We start from the raw sequence: 24,162 nt of genomic DNA on the forward strand, positions 1-24,162 counted from the left end.
ATGATGTAATCCTACGAATGAGCGAGTATATGTAAGAAAAACGTTAATACAGAGGGAGGGAACTACGGGACGCTATTTTGGCATTGCCGGCTCAAATGCAGGCATTTGTGGACAAATAAAGGCCTATAGTTCCTCTCAGGTCCCGAATTCGGCGGATCGCGCTCGAATAACGCCCTGTAGTTCCCCTGCATGCGCAAAAGTTGCTACACTGCGCCAGAATAAACAAAGAAGGGGATGCCCTCGGGGGCTCCCCTTCAACATGTATAAAACGGACAGGCCAGCGAAGCAGCCACCGTCTACTTTTTAAAACAGACCAGCTTCAGCTCCGTCAGCTCCTCAACGGCGTATTTCACGCCTTCACGTCCTGTGCCGCTCTCCTTGACGCCGCCGTACGGCATGTGGTCCACGCGGAAGGTGGGGATGTCATTAATCATGACGCCCCCCACCTCCAACGCTTCGGCAGCGGCGAACGCTGTACGGATATTTTGCGTGTAGATGCCCGCTTGCAGGCCGTACCGGGAGTCGTTCACAAGCGCGATCCCCTCCTCGACGGAGGCAATCTTATTGATCATCACGACAGGAGCAAACGCCTCCCGGCAGGAAATGCTGCTCGCCGCACCAACATGAAGCAGGACTGTCGGATGTACGACATTCCCCTCCTTCTTGTTGCCGGTTGCAACAACAGCGCCGGCGCACTCGGCGTCTGCGATCCATTCCAACGCCCGCAAAGCGTCGCGCGGAGCGATGACAGCCGACACATCCGTTTGGGGATCAAGCGGGTCCCCTAATCGAAGAATCTCTGTCTGCTTGACGAACTTCCCGACAAATTCGTCAAACAGCCCCTCATGCACGTAAATCCGTTGAATGGAAATGCACACTTGGCCTGCATAGGAGAAAGCCCCCGTAACAGCCCGAGCGATTATGCTGTCTACATCCGTCCCTTGATCCACAATAAGCGCAGAATTGGAGCCTAATTCTAAAATCACTTTTTTCAGGCCTGCCTTACTTCGTATGGCAATCCCGACCTCCGGGCTTCCCGTGAAGGTGACCGCCTTCACTCTTGGATCCGTCACCAGGATGTCGCCGATGGCGCCCCCGCTGCCGGTTACTACGTTCAGCGCCCCTGCAGGAAGCCCCGCCTGCTGCAAAAGCTCAGCCAAAAACAACGCAGACAGCGGCGTTTGCCCCGCAGGTTTCAAAACGATCGTGTTGCCCGCAGCCAATGCAGGCCCCACCTTATGCGCAACCAAATTCATCGGGAAGTTAAACGGTGTTATCGCCGCAACAACCCCCAACGGCTGGCGGATCGTATACGCCACGCGATCCTCCCCGCCGGGCGCTGCGTCCATCGGAATCGTTTCGCCATGAATCCGCTTCGCCTCTTCAGCAGCGAACTTGTACGTTGCGATGGTCCGCTCTACTTCAAGCTTGGCCGTCTTCAGCGGCTTCGCTGCTTCAAGCGCGATAATGCGAGCGCACTCGTCCGCATTATCGCGAATCAAGGCAGCGAGCCGCTCTAATATTGCGGCGCGTTCATGTGCCGGCATACGCGCCATCAAAGGTCTGGCACGGTCAGCCGCCTCCAGTGCATGCTGCACCTCGGCCGCTCCTGCGTAGGCAATCTCGGCAATTTGTTCGCCGCTGTATGGCGAGAATAAGGGCCGATATTCGCCGGCTTCTACCCACCGGCCCTCAATGAATAAATGCTTTTTCATGCTGTTTCCCCTTTTCTAACCGCCGCAAGCCCTGAACGCCGCCTCCAGCACATCAAGGCTCTCAGCGAGCTGTTCATCTGTGATCACTAGCGGGCTTAGGATACGAATCACATTTCCGTAAATACCTGCGCTCATTATGATGACCCCATGCTGATGCGCTTCCTGCAAAATCCGTGCCGTCAACTCCTTATCTGGCGCTCGACTCACGGGATTCTGCACGATCTCTATAGCACTCATGGCACCCAATGTGCGCACATCCCCGATGAAGCTGAGTTCCTGTTGCAGACGCCCAAAACGCTCCATGACGACTGTTCCGATCGTGGCAGCCCGTTCAAGCAGCCGCTCAGCCTCCAACATCTCAATGACTTGCAGCGCTGCTGCACAACCAAGCGGACTGCCGCCATACGTGCCTCCGATTTCCCCAATCCCCGGGGCATCCATGATTTCCGCTCTGCCAGTCACGGCGCTAATCGGGAGACCGGCTGCAATCGATTTGGACATCGTCATAAGATCCGGTACAACACCGTGGTGCTCCATCGCAAACATTTTACCCGTCCGTCCAAAACCTGTCTGCACTTCATCGGCGATAAGCAAAATCCCATATTTCTCGCATATAGCTTTGACGCCTTGAATGAAACGCGTGGAAGGGATGACAAATCCCCCTTCGCCTTGAACCGGCTCCAGAATCACGGCAGCGACGTCCTCGCCCGGAACCTCAGACAAGAAAAAGTCATCAAACTTCTGCAAAATGTAAGCATCGAGTTCATCCGCAGACATGCCGTTAGGAGCACGGTAGTAGTAGGGATAAGGCATTTTATAGGTGTCGGGCGCAAAAGGGCCGAAGCCATTTTTATAAGGCTTCACTTTACTCGTGAGCGACATCGCCATGTAAGTTCTCCCGTGAAAGCCGCGCTCAAAAGAAATAATAGCCTTACGCCCCGTAAACTTGCGTGCGATTTTCACGGCATTTTCGACAGCCTCCGCTCCGCTGTTCAAAAAAAACGTTTTTTTCGCATGATCACCTGGCGTCAATTCGTTTAATTTCTCAGCAAGAGCGACATAGGGCTCATACATCATCACATGAAAGCACGGATGCAAATAATTGTCTAGCTGCGCCTTGAGAGCTTCCACCACTTGAGGCGGGCAGTGGCCGACATTTAAAGAGCCGATTGCTCCAGCCAAGTCGATAAAGGTATTCCCGTCGACATCCGTGAGCAAGGCTCCTTCCCCTTTTGCAGCAAAAGTAGGTACGGTATTGAACGGCCCCCGTGGGATGCTCGCTATACGCCGCTCCAGCAGCCTCTGAGCTTCCGGTCCCGGCAGAGAGGTCTTCATGTCAATGTACTTGGTCCTTCTCTCCTTCACATCCATCCCCTATGCCTCCATTCTGTCAAAACCGCACCAGTCGATCAAGGTTAGCGCGATAATCTCAGCAGCCTTAAACACATCCTCAAGCACAATGTGCTCGTTCGGGTAATGCGCCACTTCCGTGATCCCGGGGCCAAAAACAATGCAAGGCGTATCGCCCAGTTGCGTGAGCAAGCCGCCATCCGTGCCCCAAGGCGATGCTTCGATGACGGGCTCCTCCTGCTTAACCGCGCGAAACTGCTGCATAAGCACATGCATCAGAGGATGCTCCGGGTCAACACTGCCCGGTACCCATTGCGCCCCATACCACTCCAGTTCTGGCGGATGTTCGGCAAACCAAAGGTCAACTTCCTGTAATCGCTCCAACCACTTCAGCATTTCCTCCTTGGCATCTTGCAGCATCTCCTCAGGGGCAACCCCCATACGGCCCTCCAGTTTTACGGTATCTGGAACAGAAGAGGGCCAATTCCCGCCTTGAATAACGCCCAGATTAATAGGAATCGGAATCGGGTTTTTAGCATAGAGCGGATCTGTGATCCGGGCATTCCTCTCCTTCTCAAGCTCCAGAATATGTTGAATGACCTTGACGCTTTTCTCGATAGCGCTCACGCCTTCATACCTTGTTCCGCCATGCGCCGAGCGCCCTTTGACTTCAATGCGGAACCACATCGAGCCTTGCTGTTTGGGAAAAATGCGGAAATTCGTAGGTTCCGGAATCAGAGCCGCATCGGCCCGGTAACCTCTCAGAATAGCCGCCAACGTCCCGGCTCCGCCGCTTTCTTCCTCCACAACACTTTGAAAAATAACGTCGCCTTTCAACTTCAGCCCCAATCCCTGAATAGCCCCGAGGGCAAGCAAAAGCGCTGTATTGCCGCCTTTCATATCCGTCGATCCACGTCCAAACAGCTTGCCGTCAACCACTTCGCCGCTGTAAGGATCGTGCTTCCACTGATTCCGCTGGCCTTCCGGCACAACATCTACGTGGCCGTTCAGCAGGATGGAACGTCCGCCTCCTGTTCCCTTCATAACCCCCACAACATTGGGACTGCCTGCAAAACGGCTCCGTGGCGAACAAAAATACGGATGATCCGCAAGCTCCTCTCCGTCCGGCTCCCACATATCCACATCCATTCTCATGCCCCGCAGTTGATCGGCAACGAGCAGTTGAACCTCCTTCTCGTTGCCCTGTATGCTTGCAATTCGGACCATTTGCTGCAGCAGTGCAGTCCCTGCGTCACGATGAAGCGTGATCCACTCATGAATTCGCTCCGGCAGTTCAGCCTTCGGATTCGGCAATGGAATCTCCTCCTTTTGGTTCGCTATCCATTACGGGATATAGGTAATCTGCTCAGGAATGATCAAAGCAACTTCAGTATGGCGAACGACGTCATCAACGGTATAAGGAGACATAATCTCCTTCAAAAGCAAGCCATTTTCCACCACTTCCATCACGGCCATTTCCGTAATTATCAGCTTCACGCAAGCCCTGGCCGTCAGCGGCAAGTCGCACTGCTTTTTCACTTTGGACTCTCCCTGCCGATTGACATGGTTCATGAGCACGATGACTTTTTTCGCTTTCTGCGCAAGCTCCATCGCCCCGCCAATGCCGGCCACCCGCTTCCCAGGCACGATCCAATTCGCCAAATCACCGCGTTCGCTAACCTCCAGTGCCCCAAGGATCGTAACATCAATGCAGCCCCTGCGAATCATGGCAAAAGCAATGGAACTGTCGCAATAGGAGGCTCCGTCGACAATCGTGACCGGATACCCGCCCGCGTTGCAGAGAAACGCATCTTCCTCCCCCGGGTTCGGGGCTCCTCCTGCATACAAGATGCCGTTTTCCGCATGAAAAACGATCTGCACACCCTCGGGCACATAGTCCGCAACTTGGGTCGGGATGCCAATACCTAAATTGACGGCCATGCCGTTCTTTAATTCCTGAGCGGCCCGTTTCGCTATTCGGTCACGGTTTTCTTTTCCCATACCCATTGCCAATTCACTCCTCTGCTAAGGATGACCATGTCGATGAAAATGCCCGGTGTAACAATGCTTTCAGGGTCCAGCGCGCCAAGAGGCACAATTTCATCCACCTCGGCAATGGTAAATGTCCCAGCCATCGCCACGAGCGGATTATAATTTCTGCCGCTTTTATCGTAGACAAGATTGCCGTAGGGGTCCGCCTTCAAAGCATGAACAATCGCCACATCGGCGGTCAAAGCCGGCTCCACCAAATACGTTCGCTCGTCGATCGAAACCGTCTCCCTGCCTTCTCCCATCATCGTCCCGACGCCGACGTCCACCAGTATGCCTCCGAGGCCGACGCCGCCTGCCCGGATCTTCTCCGCCAGCGTACCTTGCGGGTAAAAAACGACCTCCATGGTGCCATCTTCCATCATTTGACCAGCGTTAGGATTGGAGCCGATATGGGAAGCTATCACCTTTTTCACCCGTCCAGCGGTTACTAAACGGCCAATTCCGATATGAGGGAACCCGGTATCGTTGCCGATAATCGTTAAGTCTTTGACCCCTTTGCTTAAAATGCCATCAATCAGTGTCGGTGGTGTGCCGATACCGCCAAACCCGCCGTACATCAGCGTACATCCGTCGTTAATCGCATGAAGCGCTTCTTCCAAGCTTTTCACTTTGCTCAGCTCAGATTTCTCCATCTTTGCCACCTCCCGCCGACTCCCTGGACAACTCATCCGCAACTTCCCGAATCGCTTCCTCCAAAAGCTCTACGAGTTGATCGGCTTCCGCTTCCGTTATGACCAGAGGCGGCGCCACAATAATGGCGTCCCCGGACCCATCCACTGCGCCGGCTGCGGGATAAACGAGCAAGCCTTTCTGAAAGGCTTTATCTATGATTCGAGTTGTGATGCCCGCCGCAGGTGGAAACATCGTTTTATCGTCTCGATCCTGCACGAACTCTAGAGCCAGAAGAAGACCTCTCCCCCTGACATCGCCAATAATCTCGATGCCTTCCGCCATTTGACGCAGCTTATCTAGCAGGTATGCTCCCATGCTTCGAGCTGACTGTGCTAGTTGATGCTTCAGGGCGTAGTCCAGCACCGCTAGTGAAATGGCGGCCGACTGTGGGTTGGCACTGTACGTATGGCCGGCCATTATGCTCTTGGAGCCTTGCAAAATAGGCGCCATCACATGATCTTTAACCAGCGTTGCAGCCATCGGTGTATAACCGGCGCTCAAGCCTTTCCCCAGCGCGATCAGATCGGGCTCTACGCCTTCATGCTGCATGCCAAACATTTCACCCGTACGAGCAATGCCGGTCATCACCTCGTCGGCGATAAATAAGATCTCATAGCGCTCACAAATCTCTTTGATTTTTTTAAAATAACCCGTAGGCGGCACAATCGCCCCTCCGGCAGCCCCTACGATCGGCTCCGCAATGAAGGCGGCGATATGCTCGGCGCCGATTCGTTTAATCGCTGTTTCCAAGTCGCCTGCGCACGCCAGCTTGCAGGAAGCTTCGTTCAATGGACATCGGTAGCAATAAGCAGGAGCAACCACCGGGAAATCCTCTAAGAGCGGTATAAACCGCCTTCGTCTAAGTATGTGGCCGGACATCGAAAGCGCGCCCATGGTAATGCCGTGATAGCTCATCCTGCGGGATATCACTTTGTTTTTCCCGAATCGGCCCTTCTCTTGCCAGTGCTGAATGGCAATCTTCATCGCCGTTTCCGTCGCTTCTGAGCCGCTGTTCACGAAGAAGGACCAATAGTCGCCCCCTGGCGCCAAATCGCTCAGCTTCTCCGCGAGTTTCTCCGCCGGTTCACTTGTGAACTGTGAACGGTATACAAAAGATACCTTACTCGCCTGCTCCATCATGGCATCGATAATGTCTTGCACACCGTGCCCGATGCCGGCCGTCACAGCTCCTGATGATGCGTCCAGATACGCCTTGCCCTGCTCATCGTAGAGGAACACCCCTTTGCCATATTGAATCGTGGGATAAGGATGATCCAGAACCGGCTTGATTAAATGCTCCCGCCCCATAAGGCACCCCCGCTAATCAGCCATCACTATCGTTGTTGCTTTTTATTTCAGAAACATATTTTTGACCCGAGGAGCTTTCATCAGATCTTCATAGTGAAAGGAGCTTCCGAGCGCAGAAACATCATGCCAATACAGCATCTCTTCGATCTGCTGGGCAGTGCCTTCCAGCACATACGTTCGGCAGTTCGCGCACTCGATCGCGGGAACGTTCAAAATCTGTACAGCCATCCTCCCGTCCGGCATGATCCAATAGCAATCTTTTACCCCTTCACGGACATCTTCCGTTTCACACCACATGCACTGCATAAGCGCTCAACCTCCTTCATGAGATATGGTTTGCGTTACTGCTGCTACTGCCTAATAACGAAGCAAAATGCATGCCAACTTTGGACCGACAACCCCAATTATTGCAAGGCTAATCTAACGGATCGAAGCATATAACCATGGTAAGAAGAAGGAGGGGACTGCCAGATGCCTAATCAAATGCCAAATGATCGGCCAACATCCCGTTTGGAAGTTGAGAGCGGCAGTGATTATACGGTAAGCTTTTACCTCGATTTCATGAACAAAAGATTGCGGGTAGACGACTATCAAGGCAATGTCGACGCCATCTACGAACGAATAGCCGACGTTGCCAAAAGCCATGCGCTGACCAAGGTTTTTATCAAATCGCGAGAGCAGGATTGGCAGAGCTTCTTAGGAAAAGGCTGCATGCTGGAGGGCATTTATAAAGGATATTTTCATGGCATGGACGCTTACTGTATGGCGTTTTATTACGATTTGGGGCGGCGGAGCAGCGATTATTGGATGGAAGAGGATTGCATTTTGCAACAAGTGCTAGCGCTTTCTCGCAAACCAGTAAGGCCCGTCATACCGGAACCTTTTACCCTGCGTTTAGCCTTGCCCAAGGATGCGGAGCAGCTGTCGCAGTTGTACAGCCAGATTTTCCAGACCTACCCAACACCCATGAACGATCCGCTTTATGTTGCAAAAACGATGCAGGAGGGGACGATTTATTATCTCGTCGAATCGCAAAATGAGCTGATTAGCGCCGCTTCCGCTGAAATCAATGTGACATATGCCAATGCGGAAATGACCGATTGCGCCACACTGCCTGCCTTCCGCAACAAAGGGCTCATGAGGCTCTTGATGCATGCTTTGGAGGATGAATTGATCGCTCGCCAGATTACCTGCACCTACTCGTTGTCCAGAGCGCTTTCCTTCGGCATGAATGCCGTTTTCCATCAAATGGGCTATGGGTATTACGGCAGGCTGACGAAAAACTGCGATATCTACGATAAATATGAGGATATGAATTTATGGGCCAAAACCTTAATCAGGCCATAACCCTTTAGGTTAACTATATGCGTTTCCTTCTCAAGGAAGAAGAAATGCCTAGCTCCTCCCGATATTTCGTCACTGTGCGGCGAGAGATCTGGATGCCTTCCTGCTTCAGCAGCACGGTCAGCTTCTGATCCGAGTATGGCTTAGCCGGGTTCTCGCCACGAATCCATTCTTTTAATCTGGCTTTGACACGCTCGGAGGACGCTGACTCTCCGCAGTCTTTGGGCAAGCCTGACGGAAAAAAGTGCTTGAGCTCGAAGATGCCCCAAGGCGTTTGAGCATATTTGCCGGCCGTTGCGCGGCTGACTGTCGATTCATGCATGCCGAGCTTATCGGCAATGTGTTTCAAGGTCATCGGCTTGAGATTGGCCGTCCCCTTCCAAAAAAACTCGCTTTGTTCCTCGGCGATGGCTTGAGCCACACGAAAAATCGTCTTTCGGCGCTGCTCCAGGCACCTTAAGAAAAACATCGCCGATTGGAACTTGCCGGTTAGAAAGCGAGCGGCTTCGTTCGCATCTCTTCCCTCCTTCACAAGTCGCTCATAATAACCATTCATCGATAGACGGGGCAGCGCTGCCTGATGAGTAAACACGACAAGCCTGTCGCCTGACTTTTCAATGATCACCTCCGGTAGGATATAGTGAATGGCTTCCGTCTGAAAGGCAGCACCTGGCCTGGGATTCAGGCCTTTGATGACGGCCACGGCTGCCTGAATTTCTTGCGGCGAAGCTTGCAGATGCTGCGATAGTTTATGAATGTGATAATCGGCAACATCCTTCAAATGATTGCGAATGAGTATGGCGACGAGCGGAAAGCTTTCCGCCAAAGACTTTACCTGCAAAAGCAGGCACTCGCGCAAATTTCTCGCCCCCACACCGGCAGGCTCAAAGCTTTGCAGAATCGTAAGAGCTTGCTCCACCAGCTCAGGCTCCATTTTCAAAACATCCGAAATTTCACTTATAGAAGAGGTCAGATAGCCATTGCCATCCACATTTCCAATCATAAAAATGACAATGCGGCGCACGGCTTGCGGCACTTTTTTCATGAAGAATAATTGCTCCTTCAAATGCCTTTCCAGCGACACCTCATTCGACACTGCATGGTGCAGCGGATCGTAAGCAGTTTCGCCATCCCTCGTACGTGTAGGACGAGCGGGAGTATCGACTGTCCGCTCATTAGTGGAGGCGAACTCCAATACCGGATTCTCATGCATCTCCTGCTGAACAACCTCCAGCAATTCAGGTAGCGAGAGCTGCAGAATCGATATGGCTTTGCGCAGCTGCGGCGTGAGCCGCATTTTCGCCGACTGTTGTTGAAACATTCCATATCCTGGGCGCATGAACATCATTCCTTTAGGTTGTTGCTATAGTGTATTCACGTGAGGACGAACGTTTGCCAATCTGTCTGTAAACAGCAAAAAAGCCCGTAAAAGGACCTTTTGCGGGTTCTAATCTAGTAAATTTTCATAGATTACGTATAGAAAAATATAAATTTGACGAGTCTAGTAGCTATAACTCTATTAACTTTTTTTGAGGAGGAGCTATGATGTTTCTAAGAATTTTGTTTACGACTCTGACAATTCCTTTGTTAGTAAGTTTATGGCTTACTGGTAAAGCCTACTCCTATCCAAGCAGCGACGAGTTCACGGAGCTACCGCAATCTTACAGTCTTGTAGCAAATACCTCATCTGCCGTTGAACCTGAAACCACTACCACCGCTACCGTGCCGCCAACAACGCAGTATCAGGTTAACCGGGGAGATACCTTGTTCAAAATCGCTCGTGACTTTGAAGTGGATGTGAACGATTTGATGGCAGCCAACGGAATTAGTGATCCACGCGGATTGACCATTGGACAAACCCTGAATGTTCCTTCAAGTGGAACAGGGGCTGTCACGAAAACACAACCGAAAATCATTAAAAAAGTAATCAACACCACATTGACAGCCTATACAGCAGGTTTCGAATCGACCGGTAAAAAGGCTTCCCATCCCATGTACGGCATTACCTTCAGCGGGTTAAAAGCCAAAGAGGGACGGACGATCGCCGTCGATCCAGCCGTCATTCCACTAGGCTCCACCGTATTCATTGAGGGGATCGGCATTCGCAAAGCCGAAGATATCGGCTCGGCGATTCGCGGTTCGAGAATTGATGTGTTCATGAACGATTTGAGTCAGGCGCAGGAGTTCGGCGTGAAGAAAAACGTGAAAGTTTATGTGCTGAACCGGGAGAATATCTAGTTTGCTGGAAAGGCTAGCAATAAACCCCGACGGAGCTTAATCCGTCAGGGTTTTTATGTTTGTCTACGAGTATGATGCAAGCTTATGAAATACAACGTTCATCTCACGCAGTCCCTCATGCAGCGCGTCGATGGATACGTCGCGAATCACGCATGTTTCATCCAAAGCGATGGAAGCAGCAATTCCCGCGGCTTGCCCCAACGCGTAGCAAGTAGGCTGCACACGCATGGACGACATCGCGACATGCGTTGCGGATATGGAACGGCCGGCGACAAGCAGATTGTCCACCTCTTCGGGCACCATGCAGCGATATGGAATATCGTAGCCGCTGACTTTACGCTCGTCGGTGGTCTTTTTGCCATCAGGACTGTGGATGTCGATCTCGTAATTCGTCTGGGCGACTACGTCTTGGAAACGGCGACCCTCCACCACATCCTGCTCCGTCAGTGTGTACAACCCCTGAATCTGGTTCGTTTCCCGCACGCCAACCTGATTGGCCACGTGGGAAAGCGCATAGGTCTCAAAACCATTCCGCTGCAAATAATGCACGATGGAAAATACCTGTCTCAGCGCCTCCGTTTCCGCGTAGTTGATGTCCTTGATGTTCGCGCCGTTGCCTTTGACCCGCGTCATGTTCACCAAGAGCTGACCGTCCTTGTTGCGTTCCCAGTAAAGATGGCGACCCTGCGGCAGATCGGATACCTTTTCATAATAATAGCAGCCTTCCGGCAGAATTGGGGTTACGGTCTTGCCTGTGTTCTGCATCATAAACATCAGCGTCATCGGCTGAGTCAGCCCATCTCCATCTCTTCCCGACGTATGAAGCACCCCGGCATCCAAAGCGACTCTGGCATCCCCGGTGCAGTCTATGAATTGCTTAGCCTCAAAAGCTTTCAATCCTTCGCGTGTAGACGCAATTACAGCTTCCAAGCGAGTTCCGTCCTTGACCGCCCCAACGAATTCGGTATGGTAGATGACCTCTACGCCTTCCTTTTTCATTTTCTCATTTAAATAATGCCTAAGCTCAAAAGGTGAATATTGCGGGGCAATGGACGTATCATGATGCTCCGGCAAATATTCGGCTAGCACATCTGCGATCATCTCACGGTAAATCCCCGTCACGTTCCCAATCGGCATAAAAATACTCACATTCCCCAAGGTGCCCATACCGCCAAGCTGCCCTGATTTTTCAAGCAAAATGACTTTCTTGCCTCTTCTTGCCGCCGAAATCGCAGCCGCTGTTCCCGCAGGTCCTCCTCCGATAACGACAATATCAGCGCGATCATAAGTCTCTATCTGTCTTTGAAAATCATACGTCCGTTTGTCACTCATCTTACGCCTTCGCTCCCTTCTATTTTGGCCCATGCTTCAAAAAGCTTCTTGCATTCTGCCATGCCAAAATCCGCAACCTGCCGCGGCACTATGACTTCATTATAGGGAGCGCTGAACCGTCTGGCTTTGTCAAAATGCATAGTAAATGTATCAAAACGTCTTTTTTATGAATGGCGTCTAATTTGACTTGGCGGGTATCCGAAGCGAAGCTTATACATCTTGGAAAAATGGTGAACGCTCGAAAATCCGCAGCTGTCCGCAATATCTTGAAGCGGCAGATCCGTGCCGCGAAGCAGGTCGGTCGCATAATCAAGACGCAGCTTGAGCAGAAATTGATGAGGGGCCACTCCGAATTGCGAGCGAAAATGCAAGGAAAAATAAGAGCGGGACATGAGCGCCTTATGTGCCATTTCCTCCACAGTCAGCGGTTCCGACAACCGGTACTGCATATAGGGCGGCACCCAACTAAGCGAGGTAGAGCGGCTATGCTCGGACGTATCACGGGTTGTGTATTCTTTTAACAATTCCAGAACAATCTCTGTGGCGTGGACTTGTGCTTGAAGAAGGTCGATTGCGTTTTTGCGGCCCCAATGCGCAATTGCTTGCTGCAGAGTGTCCAACATCCATTCGTGCCTCGAAAGTTTCAATAGATAAGGGATGGAGATATCCGCAAATGTTTTCAGACTTGGCTGCAGAGGTACTGTCTCCGGGTTAAAAGCGTGATCGATCGGCACAATCATTTCCGGACGAGCATCGACTAAGGAGGGGAACAGCTCCATGTGTAATGACATCAGACTGAGCGGCGCTTCAGATTCCATCTGATGCACAATGCCCGGCTGCACGAAGACGAACTGCCCCTGATTCACCTCATAGAGCACCCCTTCTGCTTGAAGGCGAAAAGACCCTTCCTGTACGTAAAGCAGCATGTAGTCGGTGATGATCCTTGGCGGCGTTTTCCATTGTTGAAAATGCAACAGGTCCGCATAACGAATGTACGGCTGCAGCTCTTGATTTAAAATCGATTCGGCGGACATGCGAATTCTCCGTTCTTCACAGTTTTCCTGATGATTCTATTGTAAAAGAATAACAGGGTGTTGCCTACTCCAATCGGTCCACGATAGACTAAAGTAGAGTAAAATCGACGATCAAGGGGGACATCGATAGTATGCTGCAAACCGTAAAAGGGCTTATCCACGAAAAAGAAGCTGGTACCATTCTCGTCCACGAGCATGTTCTTGTTGGATTTGTCGAAGATGGCAAGTTAACTCCGAACGATTACGACCGCGATGAGGTTGTGGCCTCCATCTTGCCGCTCCTGCTGCAGTTGAAGGAGGCTGGCTGGTACACAGTCGGCGAGGAGAAAGGCGGCAATCTTCGGCCTTATCACCACCTGCTGACCAATTTCCTCCCTTATGCGGCTCAACAAGGTTTGGATTTGGATTGGCTTACACAGTGCGTTACCCGGAATGCTTATCAGGCGATGCGTATACGAGGCTAAAATGCTCAAAAACCAGCAGCCCTTGCCTCGGGTTTGCTGGTTTTTGTGTTAAGGGAGCTAGAGTCTGCTATTTGCGCAGAATCCGTGTAATTCCGCGTTCCAAGAGAACTACAGGATCTTATTTAGACTATCTGCTCGATTTTCAGCTAGTATCTCACCAATTAACGCCCTGCAGTTCCCTCTCAGTGATCCAATCTCCACTTTCAGCGCGAATAGAGCCCTGTAGTTCCGCTAACCCTTCCCTATGCCAAAAAGAGAGGAGCAAGGAGCTCAAACCAAACCTAACCTAACCTAACCTAACCTAACCCAACACCCAAACATCCAAGCTCTCGAGATGAGCTTCGCCCTTCTCGGCAAACAGCTTGATACCCACGCTAGCCGCCGCAGGGTAAATACGGTTCGTGACGGTTTTCACTCCGTCATTGGCGAAAAGCTCGACCGACGAGCGGTCGAGGAACAGATGCAGCTTCACGCGGCCGTCCGCCATCGGCGCTAACGGAGCTTCGCTCACGCCAGCTTCGCCTGCGCCGGAGTGCGTGCGATCCACGCTGAGCTTGCGCTCAGCGGCTGAATAAGACACCTTCGTATACTCGGAACCATCCTCGGAACAGCGAAGCAGCAAGCCGAATTCCGCTGCGCCACCGGCTTTGGCCACATCAAAAACGGCGATTAACTCAAGCGTATCGCCATGAACCCCTGGCAGTGCCAACTCCTTATCAGCGCCTATAGTCAGACCATTCACGCGCTGATAAGCCCCGCGCAAAGCCTGCAATTCCGCCACGGGTTCCATCCGCAGCGTACCATCCGCGTTAAGCTTCAACTCGCGCGGCAAGGTAAAGGCACCCATCCAGCCCCGCTCCTGCTCGGGCATTTTGGCACCCCAAATGTTCATCCAGCCTTGCAGGATGCGTCGGCCCTGCCCGTCCATGAACGTCTGCGGAGCGTAGAAGTCAAACCCGTAATCCAGCCTCTCCTTATAGCCATAGCTGAATTGACCGGTCTCATAGTTCAATTTACCGGTTAGGTACATCGTCTTTGTCGTTCCCATATTCATCGGGGAAATGATGAGTACATGATCGTCCTCGCTCCCTAACGGAAAGAGATCCGGACATTCCCACATATCCCCCATCGTTCCGTCGCTCTCCGCAGCTACTCCGAGGTGACGCCACTCCCGTAAATTCTCAGACGTATACAATTGCACTTTACCCAAGCCGTCTTTCCCATATCCGACCACCATGTACCATGCCCCTGCATGCCGCCACACCTTCGGGTCCCGGAACCCGAGACCGCCTTCTTCCGGAGCCCCCGCAATGACCGGGTTGCCAGCCTCTTTTCGGAAGTTCAATCCGTCCGTGCTAGTTGCAAGACACTGCACCTCCACGGGGGTGCGCCCGTCAACATGCCCTGTATAAATTAACGTGAGATGACCGTTATCGTCCACTGCACTGCCTGACCAGCAGCCATGGCCGCTATTTTCTCCTGTGTCGTAAACTTCCGAAGGCGCTAACGCAATCGGGAGATGTTCCCAGTTCACTAAATCTTTACTTTTGGCGTGTCCCCAGTGCATGGGTCCCCATTTGGCCTCATACGGATAATGCTGATAAAACGCATGGTACTCATCTTTATAAAAGATAAGGCCATTCGGATCATTCATCCAGCCTGCAGGAGGCATCAAATGATAGCTGAGCCTGTAATTGTCTTCCTCAAGCCCATCCACCTTTTGCTTCAAAAATGCATTCGCTTGCTCTACTCGTTCCTCGTGCGCCTTATTTCGCCCTACCGCTTGCTGATCCATGTTTTCTCCTCCTGTCACGCATGTGCCAAATGTCTAACATTTCATCTTTCAAATTCTCCATCGCCCCCTAGCTAACCTCTATGTGTAAAACAAAAAACCGCCCCATCCAATTAAGGTAGGGCGGCCGCAGCCTGTCGCTGCCAAGCAAACTCTTTATTTTGCACTCTTCACCAGCATATCCGTAATCAAATCCGCTTGTCCCAGGATGGAGATTGGATCGTAGTGCAGGAATGTTTTGTAGTCCAGCATATGGACTTTGTTATTTTTTACGGCAGGAAGCGTCTTCCAGATCGGGCTTTCAAGAATCTCTTTTACCTGCGCTTCTGTCGTGCCTTCGTTCATGCAGATAAAAATGTGATCGACATTCGCATACTGAGGCAGCATCTCCATGGAAAATTCAACAAGCTGCTTGCCGCTATCAATCGCTTCTTTCTGAACAAAATCCGGCGCTTTCAGCTTCAGCATGTTATAGATGACTTCTCCGCCACGGCCATAGTTATCGCCAAGGAAGGAAATCTTTTTCTCCCGAACATTGATGATAACGGCTGTTTCGCCTTCTTTCACCGCACCTTTGATTTTCTCACGGCTTTCTTTGGCCTTCTGCTCATACTTGGCGAGCCATTGTTCCGCTTCCTTCTGTCTACCGAAGGTATCGCCAAGCAGTTTCACTTCTTCTCTCACATTTTTGTAAGCATTATAAGGAATAAAGACAGTTGGAGCGATTTTGGACAGCTTATTGTAATTCTCTTCGGCGAAACCGTTGATCACGATGAGATCCGGGTTCATGGAAGCAACCTTCTCTACGGATGCAGGCGAACCGATATCCTCCATTTTAGCCTCCTGCTCCTTCAAAAATGGGCTTCCCATCCACCACTCCTTACTTGCGCCGATCGGATTCATGCCTAACGCCGCCAATGTGCCGTGGTAGTAAGCGGCAACGACACGTTTGGGCTCTGCCGGGATCGTGACATCTCCTTTTGTCGTTTTGGCGACGAGCGTTTTCGCTGCTGCCGGAGCTGCAGATGCTTGAGTCACCGCTGCCGGAGACGCGGATGGCGCTGCCCCCGTTGATGCGGATGGCGTTGCTGTTGGCGCCGCCGTACTGCCGCATGCACTCAAAATAAACAACATCGCAGTCACCCCTGCGGATAACCATGGTTTCATTGCTAACATAATAGGATCGACCTCTCCCTTTGATAATGAAAATTATTCTCAGTTAGATCATATCAATCAGGCCGGGAGGCCGTCCATACACATTCATGACGAGAATTGCCTACGATTGTGATGAGAGACGTTCAACAATTTCCTGTATTTGGAGCTCCAGCGATAAAGGATCAAAACCGTAGAAGATCCCCCGGTCTACCTCGTACACCTGATTTTTCCTCACAGCGGTGAATTTTTTCCAGTTGGGGTGCCTTTTAAACGATTCAGCAGCTTCCAGCCAATTAGACTCGTAGTTGATTAGAAAAACATGATCAGCATCGTACTCGCTTAACTTCTCAAGAGGAACCAGACGGTTTAATATCTGCTGATTGATGATCTGCTCCTGCACGATGCGGGGAGGGCGCAGCTGCAAACCTTGGTAAATCATCGGACCGCCCATGCTTCGCAAGTCGCCATAGACATAGATTTTACCCGAAACTACTTTCATGATGACAAAAGTGTCCTGCGGGTTCACCCTGCGTGCCAGCTTCCGTCCAGCTTCAGCAATTTCACTGTCAAAAGCGTGCAGCCACGCCTCAGCCTCCTGCTGCTTGCCGACCACATCGGCGATAAAACGCAGCTGCTCACGCCAGTCCATTTTCTCTAAATCAACGACAGCGACTGGGCCCAGCTTACGTACTTTTTTCACATCCTGCTTATGAATATTGCAGAAAATCAGGTCGGGCTGCAGCTCGCCCAAAGCCAGTGTGCTATGCTCGTCCAAGCCATCAATCAGCTTAAATTCGGCTTGACTAAGCAAGCTTTGATAATGAGCCGGCATCCACGGATCCAGAACACCAATACGCGGAACTACGCCAAGCTTCAGCAGACTCGAAGTCATGCAGGAGTTCAGCGAGACATATTTCTTGGGCTGATGCACATAGGAGCTCGGCGATACCCCAACCAGCTGCTTGAATTTTCGGCTAAAATAATACTGACTCTGAAAGCCCACCTCCTGGGCTACCTCATGTACGTTCGATTTGGAAAGCAAGAGCAGCTCACGCGATTTCTCAATGCGCAGATGGAGCAGGTAGTCGATGAAGCTCATCCCCTTCTCCTTTTTGAATAATCTCGAGAAATGCTCCGGACTCACCCCTAGCTGCTCCGCTAACTGGTCACGCGTCAAATCGTTGCGGTAATGTTGATGAATGAGCGCTACGGCATGCTCAATAACGTTCCCCGTTTCTGTGGGCCGCTCTTCCCCGATATTCCGGCAAATCATATCCATGATTGTATAAAACAGCAGCTGCCTCCGAAACATCTCCTGCGGTTCTCCGCTCAGCTGTACGGCATCGAGCTCTTTGGTCAGTTTTAACACGCGATAAGGGGTTTGCAGTTGAATCGGCTCTTGGAAGATGCCGGGCATCTTACCTTGCCGGTACGCGCCTCGCTCCGCAGGCCCCTCGGCTTTCTTCAGCACCTCAAAAGCAATCCGATCGAGATGAAGATCACGGCTGCTCGTATTTACCACATGCATGCCGCTGCCGGAGGGTGCATAGATGACCAATCCATAATGCAGCGCCACTTTCCTGCCGTTCATGAACAGCTCGCCTGTCCCCTCCTGAACAATGAGGAGCATATCAACATCCGTTACGTTCCATTCCTTTTGAGCATAAGGCTCGTAAGTCAAAAGCTGCGCGTCCAACACGACGAAAAGCGGAGTCTCCTGCGGTACGGAGGCTATTCTCACAGCCTCGCTTTCGAGAGCTTCCGTCTTTTCAACCTGGAGCTTCCCTTGCTCCTTCAAGACCTGCCGGACATTCTCGGCTTCTTCGTCAGAAAGCTTGCCCAAATGCTTGACCACTTTGTGCCGGTTACGGCCGGCCTCATCTTTGTAGGTGCTGACGATTTTATAATACGTATAGGGCTTGCCATTTCTCGTGAACTGGCTTTTCTTTAGAAACATGAAGCGTCCACCGCCTTAATTTGGTGACTATGTTGGGTACTTTCTTTTATTATAAAATACATTCGACAATTCGTGTCAAATTCCACCCGTTTACAACGTTACGAGGTTTCCTCATAATTGGGAGTGGGTTACCATTCATTTCCAAGGAGTGATACGATGTCAAAGAAAATCTTAATTCTTACCGGTGATGCTGCAGAGGTTTTAGAGGTATATTATCCTTATTTCCGTGTGCTGGAAGAAGGATATGAGGCTGTGATTGCTTCACCGACGAAAAAAGTGCTTCACACCGTCGTCCATGATTTTATCGATGGCTGGGAGACCTACACAGAGAAGCCGGGGCATTTGCTGCCGTCACACATCGCTTTTGCTGATGTAGATCCAAGCCAGTATGATGGGCTTATCATTCCTGGGGGCAGAGCGCCGGAGTACATTCGGTCCAATGAGCACGTTCCGCGCATTCTTCGCCATTTTCTTGAAGCTGACAAGCCGCTTGGCGCTATCTGCCATGCTGCGCAAGTATTCTCCGCGTTAAAAGATAACCATTACTTTGAAGGCCGTACGATGACAGCCTATACGGCCTGCCGTTTGGATGTCGAGCAGCTTGGAGCTACGTATGCGGCGGATACGCTGCATGTGGATGGGAAATTAGTCTCGGGTCATGCTTGGCCAGATTTGCCAGGCTTCATGCGTGAGTTTTTGAAATTAATCGCAAAATAATTTACATAAAAGAGGGAGGATCGCAGCCGTAAAGTGTTGGGAGCCTCCTGAACGACAAAAGACCAATCCAAACACGAGGGTGTTAGACTGGTCTTTTTCGTATTACTTAGAGGAACTACGATCCTCTATTTCGCAGCAAATTGCCATCATAGCGCTTAGAACGGGTTCTGGTGTTTTTTGTTATGCATCGAGTTGCTCAAATTACTGCCGTTTATTTTCATTTTGTTTTCATTTTAATTCTAAGCACATATTTTTTCTAGGTTAATGCATATTTACATTGAATTATGATCAAAATGATTTTCAATTGGCATATAATCTATTATATATATTTTCACTTTAATTTTCATTTTGTATTGTAATTAAAAATTATGGATATATAATGGAGGCATGAGGTGATATGGTAATGAGTGTGAATCTAATTGACAAAATTCAATTTGAAGAACGTAAAAATGATTACGTCGAGAGAATAATCGACACTGACTACGTTTCCACTGCTCTTTTTTTCAAGTTTCTTGTACATCTCTTGAAAGAAGCAGAGCCAGCTATGCAACAATGGAATGACAGCATTTTCAACGATAAAGAAGTCTTCAAAAAGCACTTTAAGTTCTTAATTGAGGTTATTATTCAAAAAGAAACCAATGAGATACAAGAATTAGCTGTTCAAGAACCTGTACATGAAGAAGAAAAGTTGGTTGAACTATATTCGACCGCGGATTTGGCTAAGTTTTGTGGCGTAACGCAACAAACGATTAACAACTGGATTAAAGAGAAAAGAATTGTTGGCGTAATGAAAGATGGATACCGTGCTCACGCGAAAATTGCGGAAGATGCTCTTGTTACATTCCCAACGGGTGCCAAAATATTAGTCAGTGAATTGAAGGAAGCGTGGGAACAAGAAAACATAGAACCGGTCACGGATGAAATCACATATTTGAAATATTGCATTAAAGAATTTGAAAACAGTTATGGGGATGTTTTTGAAAAAACGTTGGGCGCTAAAACACTACTAGAACTTACACCACAAGAAGAAACTGACGCGACACAATGGAAATCTTACTTGAATAGATTGGGTAATGCGGAAGCTTCCAGTAGCGATACCTAAGAGTACCGTCTCGGTTCTGGAAAGAATGTTTCCAGGATTAATGCAAGATACGCAAGTTCCTCTCGTCCCTTCTCCTTTCCCCGGTGGTGGTCGTGAGATTAGATTTAAGCTTGTTTTTTATGATGGTTCTAGACTTGATTGTCGTGAAATTTTCGACCCTAATTCGCAAATCAAAGAACTTTATGAGTATTATTATGATTGGTTTAATGCAGATGGAGTTCTTTTGAAGAAATTCCATGCTCACTACCACCCGAACAGCACACCTGTTGAAATAACTCAATATGACCCATGGCACTTTCATCTTAAATTGAATTTCGCAGACCAACATGGCGATAACAGGAGCTCTGCCGACCCTGAAGGTATGACGCTTCAAGATGTTCTGAAGGAGATTAAGGGATATATTGCTATTCGTCAGTATGATTGCCGGAGCCGCGATCCCTCCCCACAGAAGAAAAAAAGCCGCTACCCAAGTAGCAGCCCCCGTAACGCCAATTACTCAATCAGCAGCAAGCATTGATAACCACCGAACGAAATATCCTCCATGTTTGCAGCCTGCGCATATCTGATTTCCGAGAGAAGCACGTTCTCGCGCAAAACATGATCAAAGCGCTCAATCGCAGCTTGGAGAGGCGCATCCACATGCAGTGTTAGAATGACGCGTTTTTCAATCGGCAAATCCAGTTTCTTGCGATAATCCTGAATGCCGCGGATCACCTCACGAACAAGACCTTCCTGTTCCAGCTCCTCCGTCAGGTTCGTATTCAACGCAACGTTGATTTGGTACCCCGTCGCAGAGGCAAATCCAGCTTTGCCTTGCTTTTCCACAAGCAGCTCATCGAGCGTAAGATGAATCTTTTCGCCGTCCAAGTTGACGTCCACATAACCGCTGTCGACGGCCTGTTTAGCTTCAGACGCAGAAAGCTGTTTCAAAGCATTTTGCAGAGGACCGACGAATTTGCCGTATTTCTTGCCGGCTGCTTTCAAATTCAATTTCAAATAATAATCGACGAAGGTGCTTTCACTCGTCTCCAAACGAATCTGTTTCACGTTAATTTCATCTCGGATGATGTCTTCGAACCGGCTCAGATTAAACTCACGGTCCAGCGAAACGATCAGCTCCGACAAAGGTTGGCGTATTTTGATGCCGACCTCGTTGCGTGTTTTGTGCGCCAGCTCAACGATTTGCCGAGCCGTGGCCATATCGTTTTCAAGTGTCGCATCGATTGCGGCTTCATTCACTTTCGGGTAATCAGCCAAATGAACGCTTCCTTCGCCGCCAAGGTTACCATAGATATCCTCCGCGATGAGCGGGATATAAGGGGCAACCATTTGTGCTAAGGTAACTAGAACTTCGCGTAGCGTTTGGTAAGCGGCGACTTTACCTTCGGTCATTTCACTGCCCCAGAAACGGTCGCGAGAACGGCGAATGTACCAATTGCTCAGCTCATCCACAAAGGCTTCCATATGCTTGGCCGGGTTCATAAAATCGTAATCCTCCAGCCCCTTCACAACATTCTGAAGGGTCGTGTTCAATCTGGAGAGTATCCACCGATCCAACTCATTCTTGGTAGCTTGCTGCGGGTAGTCCTCAGCATTATATTGATCAATCAAAGCATACAACGAGTAAAAAGCGTGTGTATTATTGATCGTATCTACAACTTTAGACTTCGCTTCGGCTACAATTTGCTTCGAGAACCGCTTGCTGTTCCACGGTGCACTGTCTGCAAGCAGAGACCAGCGGAAAGCATCCGCGCCGAATTCTTCAATGATTTCCCAAGGGTCAATCACATTCCCTTTGCTTTTGGACATTTTCAAACCGTTCTCATCCAATACATGTCCTGTTGAAATTACCCCTTTGTAAGGCAGCTTTCCATTATACAAGGTAGAGACGGCCATCAAGCTGAAGAACCAACCGCGCGTTTGGTCAATCCCCTCGCAGATCATATCAGCCGGATACTGATCCGCGAACTGTTTCTCGTCACCGAACGGATGATGATACTGGGCGAATGGCATCGAGCCGCTGTCGAACCACACATCGATCACTTCCGGCGTCCTTTCCATGGTTCCGCCGCAGGAGCAGCGTAATTTTACAGCATCTACATAGGGTTTATGCAGCTCCAGACTGTCATCGATAGGTGTAATGGATTTCTCATACAAGTCTTTCCTGCTGCCTGGCGCATACTCTGCCCCGCAATCCTGACAAAGCCAGAGGTTCAGCGGTGTGCCCCAATAGCGGTTTCGACTGATATTCCAATCGACAAGCTCCTCAAGGAATTTCCCGAAACGGCCTTCGCGGATATGGGACGGGTACCAGTTCACTTGGCTGTTGTTCGCCAGGAGTTGGTCCTTCACAGCCGTTGTTTTGATAAACCAGCTTTCCATCGCATAGTAGAGAAGCGGAGTTTTGCAACGCCAGCAGAAAGGATAGCTGTGCTCGTAACGTTCCTTGGCAAACAATAGACCGCGTTCCGACAAGCTTTTAACAATATCCACATCGCAATCCTTCACAAAACGTCCGGCAAAGTCGACGACCTCATCCGTATATCGTCCGGCAAGATTCACCACATTTACGAAATCCAGGTTATGCTGGCGGCATGTGCGGTAGTCGTCCTCCCCGTGTGCAGGCGCAATATGAACGATACCGGTACCACTTGAGTCACTGACGTAATCCGCATCGACAACGATATGCCCTCGGTTCACCGTGATATAGCCAAAAGGCGGCTCATAGGAGGTACCTACGAATTCCTCCCCTTTGTGCGTAGATAGGATCTCATAGTCCTCTTTCAATACTTTTTCGGCAAGATTTTTGGCAATGACGTAGACCTTGCCGTTCTTTTTGGCTTTCACATAGTCGATGTCCTTGTTTACTGCAAGTGCAACGTTCGCTGGAAGTGTCCACGGAGTCGTCGTCCAGGCAAGGAATATTTCCGGCCCTTTCGTGCTGCGAAACTCGACGGTCGCACTCAAATCTTTGACATCCTCATAACCTTGAGCCACCTCGTGCGAGCTAAGCGTCGTCTGGCAGTCTGGACAATAGGGGCTGACCCGGTGTCCCTTGTAGAGGAGTTCTTTTTTATGAATTTCGGATAAAATGTGCCAAACACTCTCGATGTAATCATTCGTTAGAGTCACATAGGGATGATCCATATCTGTCCAGTAGGCGATTGCTTCTGTCAATTCCCGCCACTGCTTCTCGTATTCGAAGACGCTGACTTTGCACTTCTCAACAAATTCGGCTATCCCGTACTTCTCGATTTCTTGTTTTCCCGAGATGCCCAACTGTTTCTCCACGCCGAGCTCAACAGGAAGACCATGTGTATCCCAGCCGGCTTTTCGCACGACACGGTAACCTGACATTGTTTTGTACCGGCCGATAAAATCCTTAATGACACGTCCGAGCACGTGACCGATATGCGGCTTTCCGTTGGCTGTAGGCGGGCCTTCATAGAAGACGAAGTTCGGTTTATCACTCCGATGATCGATCGATGCGCGGAATGTTTCGTTTTGTTGCCATTGATTCAGGATGCGCAGCTCGCGGGCCCTTGCTTTTTCTTTTACATCTACTTTTCTCATACAGATCATCCTCTCCAATTTTAAAATAAAAACAAAAAAATCCCGTCCCATAAGGGACGAGATTGTATCTCGCTATACCACCCTTGTTCCGATTGATCCATAACTCGATCCTCGGCACCTCCGCCAACGTACCATCATACGCGCCCCATGTAACGGCAGGATCCCGGGTCAGCTTACTTAAGTAGCTTCAGCTTTCCTTCTCGGAGAGGATTTTGGGCTAAGTCTTGAACGTTGGCTTTCAGCACAGGGCCAACTCTCTGGGGAACAAGGGATTAGCTTACTCGATCTCGTCAATGAATTTACTCAGAACTTTCAATTAATTCATTTCTACACCTTTTTTGATAAATTGTCAAATGA

Annotated in this window: 20 protein-coding genes and 1 other annotated feature; of the genes, 6 read left to right on the forward strand and 14 right to left on the reverse strand. The window is 50.1% G+C overall.

Translation table 11 applies throughout. From position 1 onward, the window contains the following. Positions 1 to 296: 296 nt before the first annotated feature. Genes GON05_RS23145 through GON05_RS23175 form a run of 7 tightly spaced genes read right to left on the reverse strand, consistent with a single transcriptional unit; the run spans position 297 to position 7,403 of the window. Positions 297 to 1,715, reverse strand: coding sequence for an aldehyde dehydrogenase family protein (locus GON05_RS23145; protein ID WP_157322340.1), 1,419 nt, complete (start codon positions 1,713 to 1,715; stop codon positions 297 to 299). 15 nt (positions 1,716 to 1,730) lie between these two features. Next, positions 1,731 to 3,086: a 4-aminobutyrate--2-oxoglutarate transaminase gene (gene gabT, locus GON05_RS23150; protein ID WP_157322341.1), complete on the reverse strand. Its 1,356-nt coding sequence runs from the start codon at positions 3,084 to 3,086 to the stop codon at positions 1,731 to 1,733. Between the two features lie 3 nt (positions 3,087 to 3,089). After that, positions 3,090 to 4,358, reverse strand: a complete 1,269-nt coding sequence (locus GON05_RS23155) for a peptidase (protein ID WP_157322384.1) — start codon at positions 4,356 to 4,358, stop codon at positions 3,090 to 3,092. Positions 4,359 to 4,409: 51 nt separating this feature from the next. Then, the gene (locus GON05_RS23160) at positions 4,410 to 5,072 is read right to left on the reverse strand and encodes a 3-oxoacid CoA-transferase subunit B (RefSeq protein ID WP_157322342.1); all 663 of its coding nucleotides are present in this window, start codon (positions 5,070 to 5,072) and stop codon (positions 4,410 to 4,412) included. After that, positions 5,039 to 5,749: a CoA transferase subunit A gene (locus tag GON05_RS23165; RefSeq protein ID WP_157322343.1), complete on the reverse strand. Its 711-nt coding sequence runs from the start codon at positions 5,747 to 5,749 to the stop codon at positions 5,039 to 5,041. The genes GON05_RS23160 and GON05_RS23165 overlap by 34 nt, the downstream gene beginning before the upstream one ends. Further along, a complete protein-coding gene (locus tag GON05_RS23170) occupies positions 5,736 to 7,097 on the reverse strand; it encodes an aspartate aminotransferase family protein (RefSeq protein WP_157322345.1) in 1,362 nt (453 codons plus the stop codon). Before GON05_RS23170 ends, GON05_RS23165 begins: the two co-directional genes overlap by 14 nt. Before the next feature lie 42 nt (positions 7,098 to 7,139). Beyond that, the gene (locus tag GON05_RS23175) at positions 7,140 to 7,403 is read right to left on the reverse strand and encodes a YokU family protein (RefSeq protein ID WP_127458613.1); all 264 of its coding nucleotides are present in this window, start codon (positions 7,401 to 7,403) and stop codon (positions 7,140 to 7,142) included. Between the two features lie 165 nt (positions 7,404 to 7,568). On the opposite strand from GON05_RS23175, the gene ablB reads away from it, so the two are divergent. Further along, entirely contained in the window at positions 7,569 to 8,444 is an 876-nt protein-coding gene (gene ablB, locus GON05_RS23180; RefSeq protein WP_246239369.1) for a putative beta-lysine N-acetyltransferase, read from the forward strand. 13 nt (positions 8,445 to 8,457) lie between these two features. Here ablB and rpoN read toward each other — a convergent pair whose 3' ends face one another. Beyond that, positions 8,458 to 9,762: an RNA polymerase factor sigma-54 gene (gene rpoN, locus GON05_RS23185; protein ID WP_157322347.1), complete on the reverse strand. Its 1,305-nt coding sequence runs from the start codon at positions 9,760 to 9,762 to the stop codon at positions 8,458 to 8,460. A gap of 224 nt (positions 9,763 to 9,986) precedes the next feature. Here rpoN and GON05_RS23190 point away from each other — a divergent pair, with 224 nt between their 5' ends. Then, entirely contained in the window at positions 9,987 to 10,679 is a 693-nt protein-coding gene (locus GON05_RS23190) for a 3D domain-containing protein (RefSeq protein WP_246239371.1), read from the forward strand. 63 nt (positions 10,680 to 10,742) lie between these two features. Here the strand turns inward: GON05_RS23190 and GON05_RS23195 are convergent, their stop codons facing one another. Then, positions 10,743 to 12,011: an FAD-dependent oxidoreductase gene (locus GON05_RS23195; RefSeq protein ID WP_246239373.1), complete on the reverse strand. Its 1,269-nt coding sequence runs from the start codon at positions 12,009 to 12,011 to the stop codon at positions 10,743 to 10,745. Positions 12,012 to 12,175: 164 nt separating this feature from the next. Next, complete coding sequence (locus tag GON05_RS23200; protein WP_157322352.1) at positions 12,176 to 13,045, reverse strand: AraC family transcriptional regulator; 870 nt, start codon at positions 13,043 to 13,045, stop codon at positions 12,176 to 12,178. Positions 13,046 to 13,176: 131 nt separating this feature from the next. On the opposite strand from GON05_RS23200, the gene GON05_RS23205 reads away from it, so the two are divergent. Further along, positions 13,177 to 13,509: a hypothetical protein gene (locus GON05_RS23205; RefSeq protein ID WP_157322354.1), complete on the forward strand. Its 333-nt coding sequence runs from the start codon at positions 13,177 to 13,179 to the stop codon at positions 13,507 to 13,509. A gap of 301 nt (positions 13,510 to 13,810) precedes the next feature. Here the strand turns inward: GON05_RS23205 and GON05_RS23210 are convergent, their stop codons facing one another. The 3 genes from GON05_RS23210 to GON05_RS23220 form a co-directional block, all read right to left on the reverse strand. After that, positions 13,811 to 15,304, reverse strand: coding sequence for a glycoside hydrolase family 32 protein (locus tag GON05_RS23210; RefSeq protein ID WP_157322356.1), 1,494 nt, complete (start codon positions 15,302 to 15,304; stop codon positions 13,811 to 13,813). 153 nt (positions 15,305 to 15,457) lie between these two features. Beyond that, positions 15,458 to 16,468 carry an ABC transporter substrate-binding protein gene (locus tag GON05_RS23215; protein WP_185157240.1) on the reverse strand — a complete coding sequence of 337 codons (1,011 nt, stop codon included), beginning with the start codon at positions 16,466 to 16,468 and terminating at the stop codon, positions 15,458 to 15,460. Positions 16,469 to 16,577: 109 nt separating this feature from the next. Beyond that, positions 16,578 to 18,413: a helix-turn-helix domain-containing protein gene (locus tag GON05_RS23220; RefSeq protein ID WP_157322360.1), complete on the reverse strand. Its 1,836-nt coding sequence runs from the start codon at positions 18,411 to 18,413 to the stop codon at positions 16,578 to 16,580. 156 nt (positions 18,414 to 18,569) lie between these two features. Between GON05_RS23220 and GON05_RS23225 the strand changes: the two genes are divergently transcribed. The 3 genes from GON05_RS23225 (at position 18,570) to GON05_RS23235 (ending at position 20,749) form a co-directional block, all read left to right on the forward strand. Then, the gene (locus GON05_RS23225) at positions 18,570 to 19,130 is read left to right on the forward strand and encodes a DJ-1/PfpI family protein (protein WP_157322361.1); all 561 of its coding nucleotides are present in this window, start codon (positions 18,570 to 18,572) and stop codon (positions 19,128 to 19,130) included. 403 nt (positions 19,131 to 19,533) lie between these two features. Further along, a complete protein-coding gene (locus GON05_RS23230) occupies positions 19,534 to 20,232 on the forward strand; it encodes a hypothetical protein (protein ID WP_157322362.1) in 699 nt (232 codons plus the stop codon). A gap of 25 nt (positions 20,233 to 20,257) precedes the next feature. After that, positions 20,258 to 20,749, forward strand: coding sequence for a toxin-antitoxin system TumE family protein (locus GON05_RS23235; protein WP_185157241.1), 492 nt, complete (start codon positions 20,258 to 20,260; stop codon positions 20,747 to 20,749). On the opposite strand, the gene ileS is transcribed toward GON05_RS23235, so the two are convergent. Next, positions 20,725 to 23,805 carry an isoleucine--tRNA ligase gene (ileS, locus tag GON05_RS23240; protein WP_157322364.1) on the reverse strand — a complete coding sequence of 1,027 codons (3,081 nt, stop codon included), beginning with the start codon at positions 23,803 to 23,805 and terminating at the stop codon, positions 20,725 to 20,727. The genes GON05_RS23235 and ileS overlap by 25 nt on opposite strands. Positions 23,806 to 23,854: 49 nt before the next feature. After that, positions 23,855 to 24,108: a binding site (T-box leader), on the reverse strand. Positions 24,109 to 24,162: the final 54 nt, after the last annotated feature.

Source organism: Paenibacillus anseongensis (genome assembly GCF_009757995.1).
GTDB classification, from domain to species: Bacteria; Bacillota; Bacilli; order Paenibacillales; family NBRC-103111; genus Paenibacillus_E; species Paenibacillus_E chondroitinus.

What these genes read in the sequence shown, in the direction of transcription:
- GON05_RS23145 (WP_157322340.1), bottom strand. Translation starts at nt 1,715, where the DNA reads ATGAAAAAGCATTTATTCATTGAGGGCCGGTGGGTAGAAGCCGGCGAA.
- GON05_RS23225 (WP_157322361.1), top strand. Translation starts at nt 18,570, where the DNA reads ATGTCAAAGAAAATCTTAATTCTTACCGGTGATGCTGCAGAGGTTTTA.
- GON05_RS23175 (WP_127458613.1), bottom strand. Translation starts at nt 7,403, where the DNA reads ATGCAGTGCATGTGGTGTGAAACGGAAGATGTCCGTGAAGGGGTAAAA.
- GON05_RS23235 (WP_185157241.1), top strand. Translation starts at nt 20,258, where the DNA reads ATGTTTCCAGGATTAATGCAAGATACGCAAGTTCCTCTCGTCCCTTCT.
- GON05_RS23210 (WP_157322356.1), bottom strand. Translation starts at nt 15,304, where the DNA reads ATGGATCAGCAAGCGGTAGGGCGAAATAAGGCGCACGAGGAACGAGTA.
- ablB (WP_246239369.1), top strand. Translation starts at nt 7,569, where the DNA reads ATGCCTAATCAAATGCCAAATGATCGGCCAACATCCCGTTTGGAAGTT.
- GON05_RS23230 (WP_157322362.1), top strand. Translation starts at nt 19,534, where the DNA reads ATGAGTGTGAATCTAATTGACAAAATTCAATTTGAAGAACGTAAAAAT.
- GON05_RS23215 (WP_185157240.1), bottom strand. Translation starts at nt 16,468, where the DNA reads ATGAAACCATGGTTATCCGCAGGGGTGACTGCGATGTTGTTTATTTTG.
- gabT (WP_157322341.1), bottom strand. Translation starts at nt 3,086, where the DNA reads ATGGATGTGAAGGAGAGAAGGACCAAGTACATTGACATGAAGACCTCT.
- GON05_RS23220 (WP_157322360.1), bottom strand. Translation starts at nt 18,413, where the DNA reads ATGTTTCTAAAGAAAAGCCAGTTCACGAGAAATGGCAAGCCCTATACG.
- GON05_RS23205 (WP_157322354.1), top strand. Translation starts at nt 13,177, where the DNA reads ATGCTGCAAACCGTAAAAGGGCTTATCCACGAAAAAGAAGCTGGTACC.
- GON05_RS23190 (WP_246239371.1), top strand. Translation starts at nt 9,987, where the DNA reads ATGTTTCTAAGAATTTTGTTTACGACTCTGACAATTCCTTTGTTAGTA.
- GON05_RS23195 (WP_246239373.1), bottom strand. Translation starts at nt 12,011, where the DNA reads ATGAGTGACAAACGGACGTATGATTTTCAAAGACAGATAGAGACTTAT.
- rpoN (WP_157322347.1), bottom strand. Translation starts at nt 9,762, where the DNA reads ATGTTTCAACAACAGTCGGCGAAAATGCGGCTCACGCCGCAGCTGCGC.
- GON05_RS23160 (WP_157322342.1), bottom strand. Translation starts at nt 5,072, where the DNA reads ATGGGTATGGGAAAAGAAAACCGTGACCGAATAGCGAAACGGGCCGCT.
- GON05_RS23200 (WP_157322352.1), bottom strand. Translation starts at nt 13,045, where the DNA reads ATGTCCGCCGAATCGATTTTAAATCAAGAGCTGCAGCCGTACATTCGT.
- ileS (WP_157322364.1), bottom strand. Translation starts at nt 23,805, where the DNA reads ATGAGAAAAGTAGATGTAAAAGAAAAAGCAAGGGCCCGCGAGCTGCGC.
- GON05_RS23170 (WP_157322345.1), bottom strand. Translation starts at nt 7,097, where the DNA reads ATGGGGCGGGAGCATTTAATCAAGCCGGTTCTGGATCATCCTTATCCC.
- GON05_RS23165 (WP_157322343.1), bottom strand. Translation starts at nt 5,749, where the DNA reads ATGGAGAAATCTGAGCTGAGCAAAGTGAAAAGCTTGGAAGAAGCGCTT.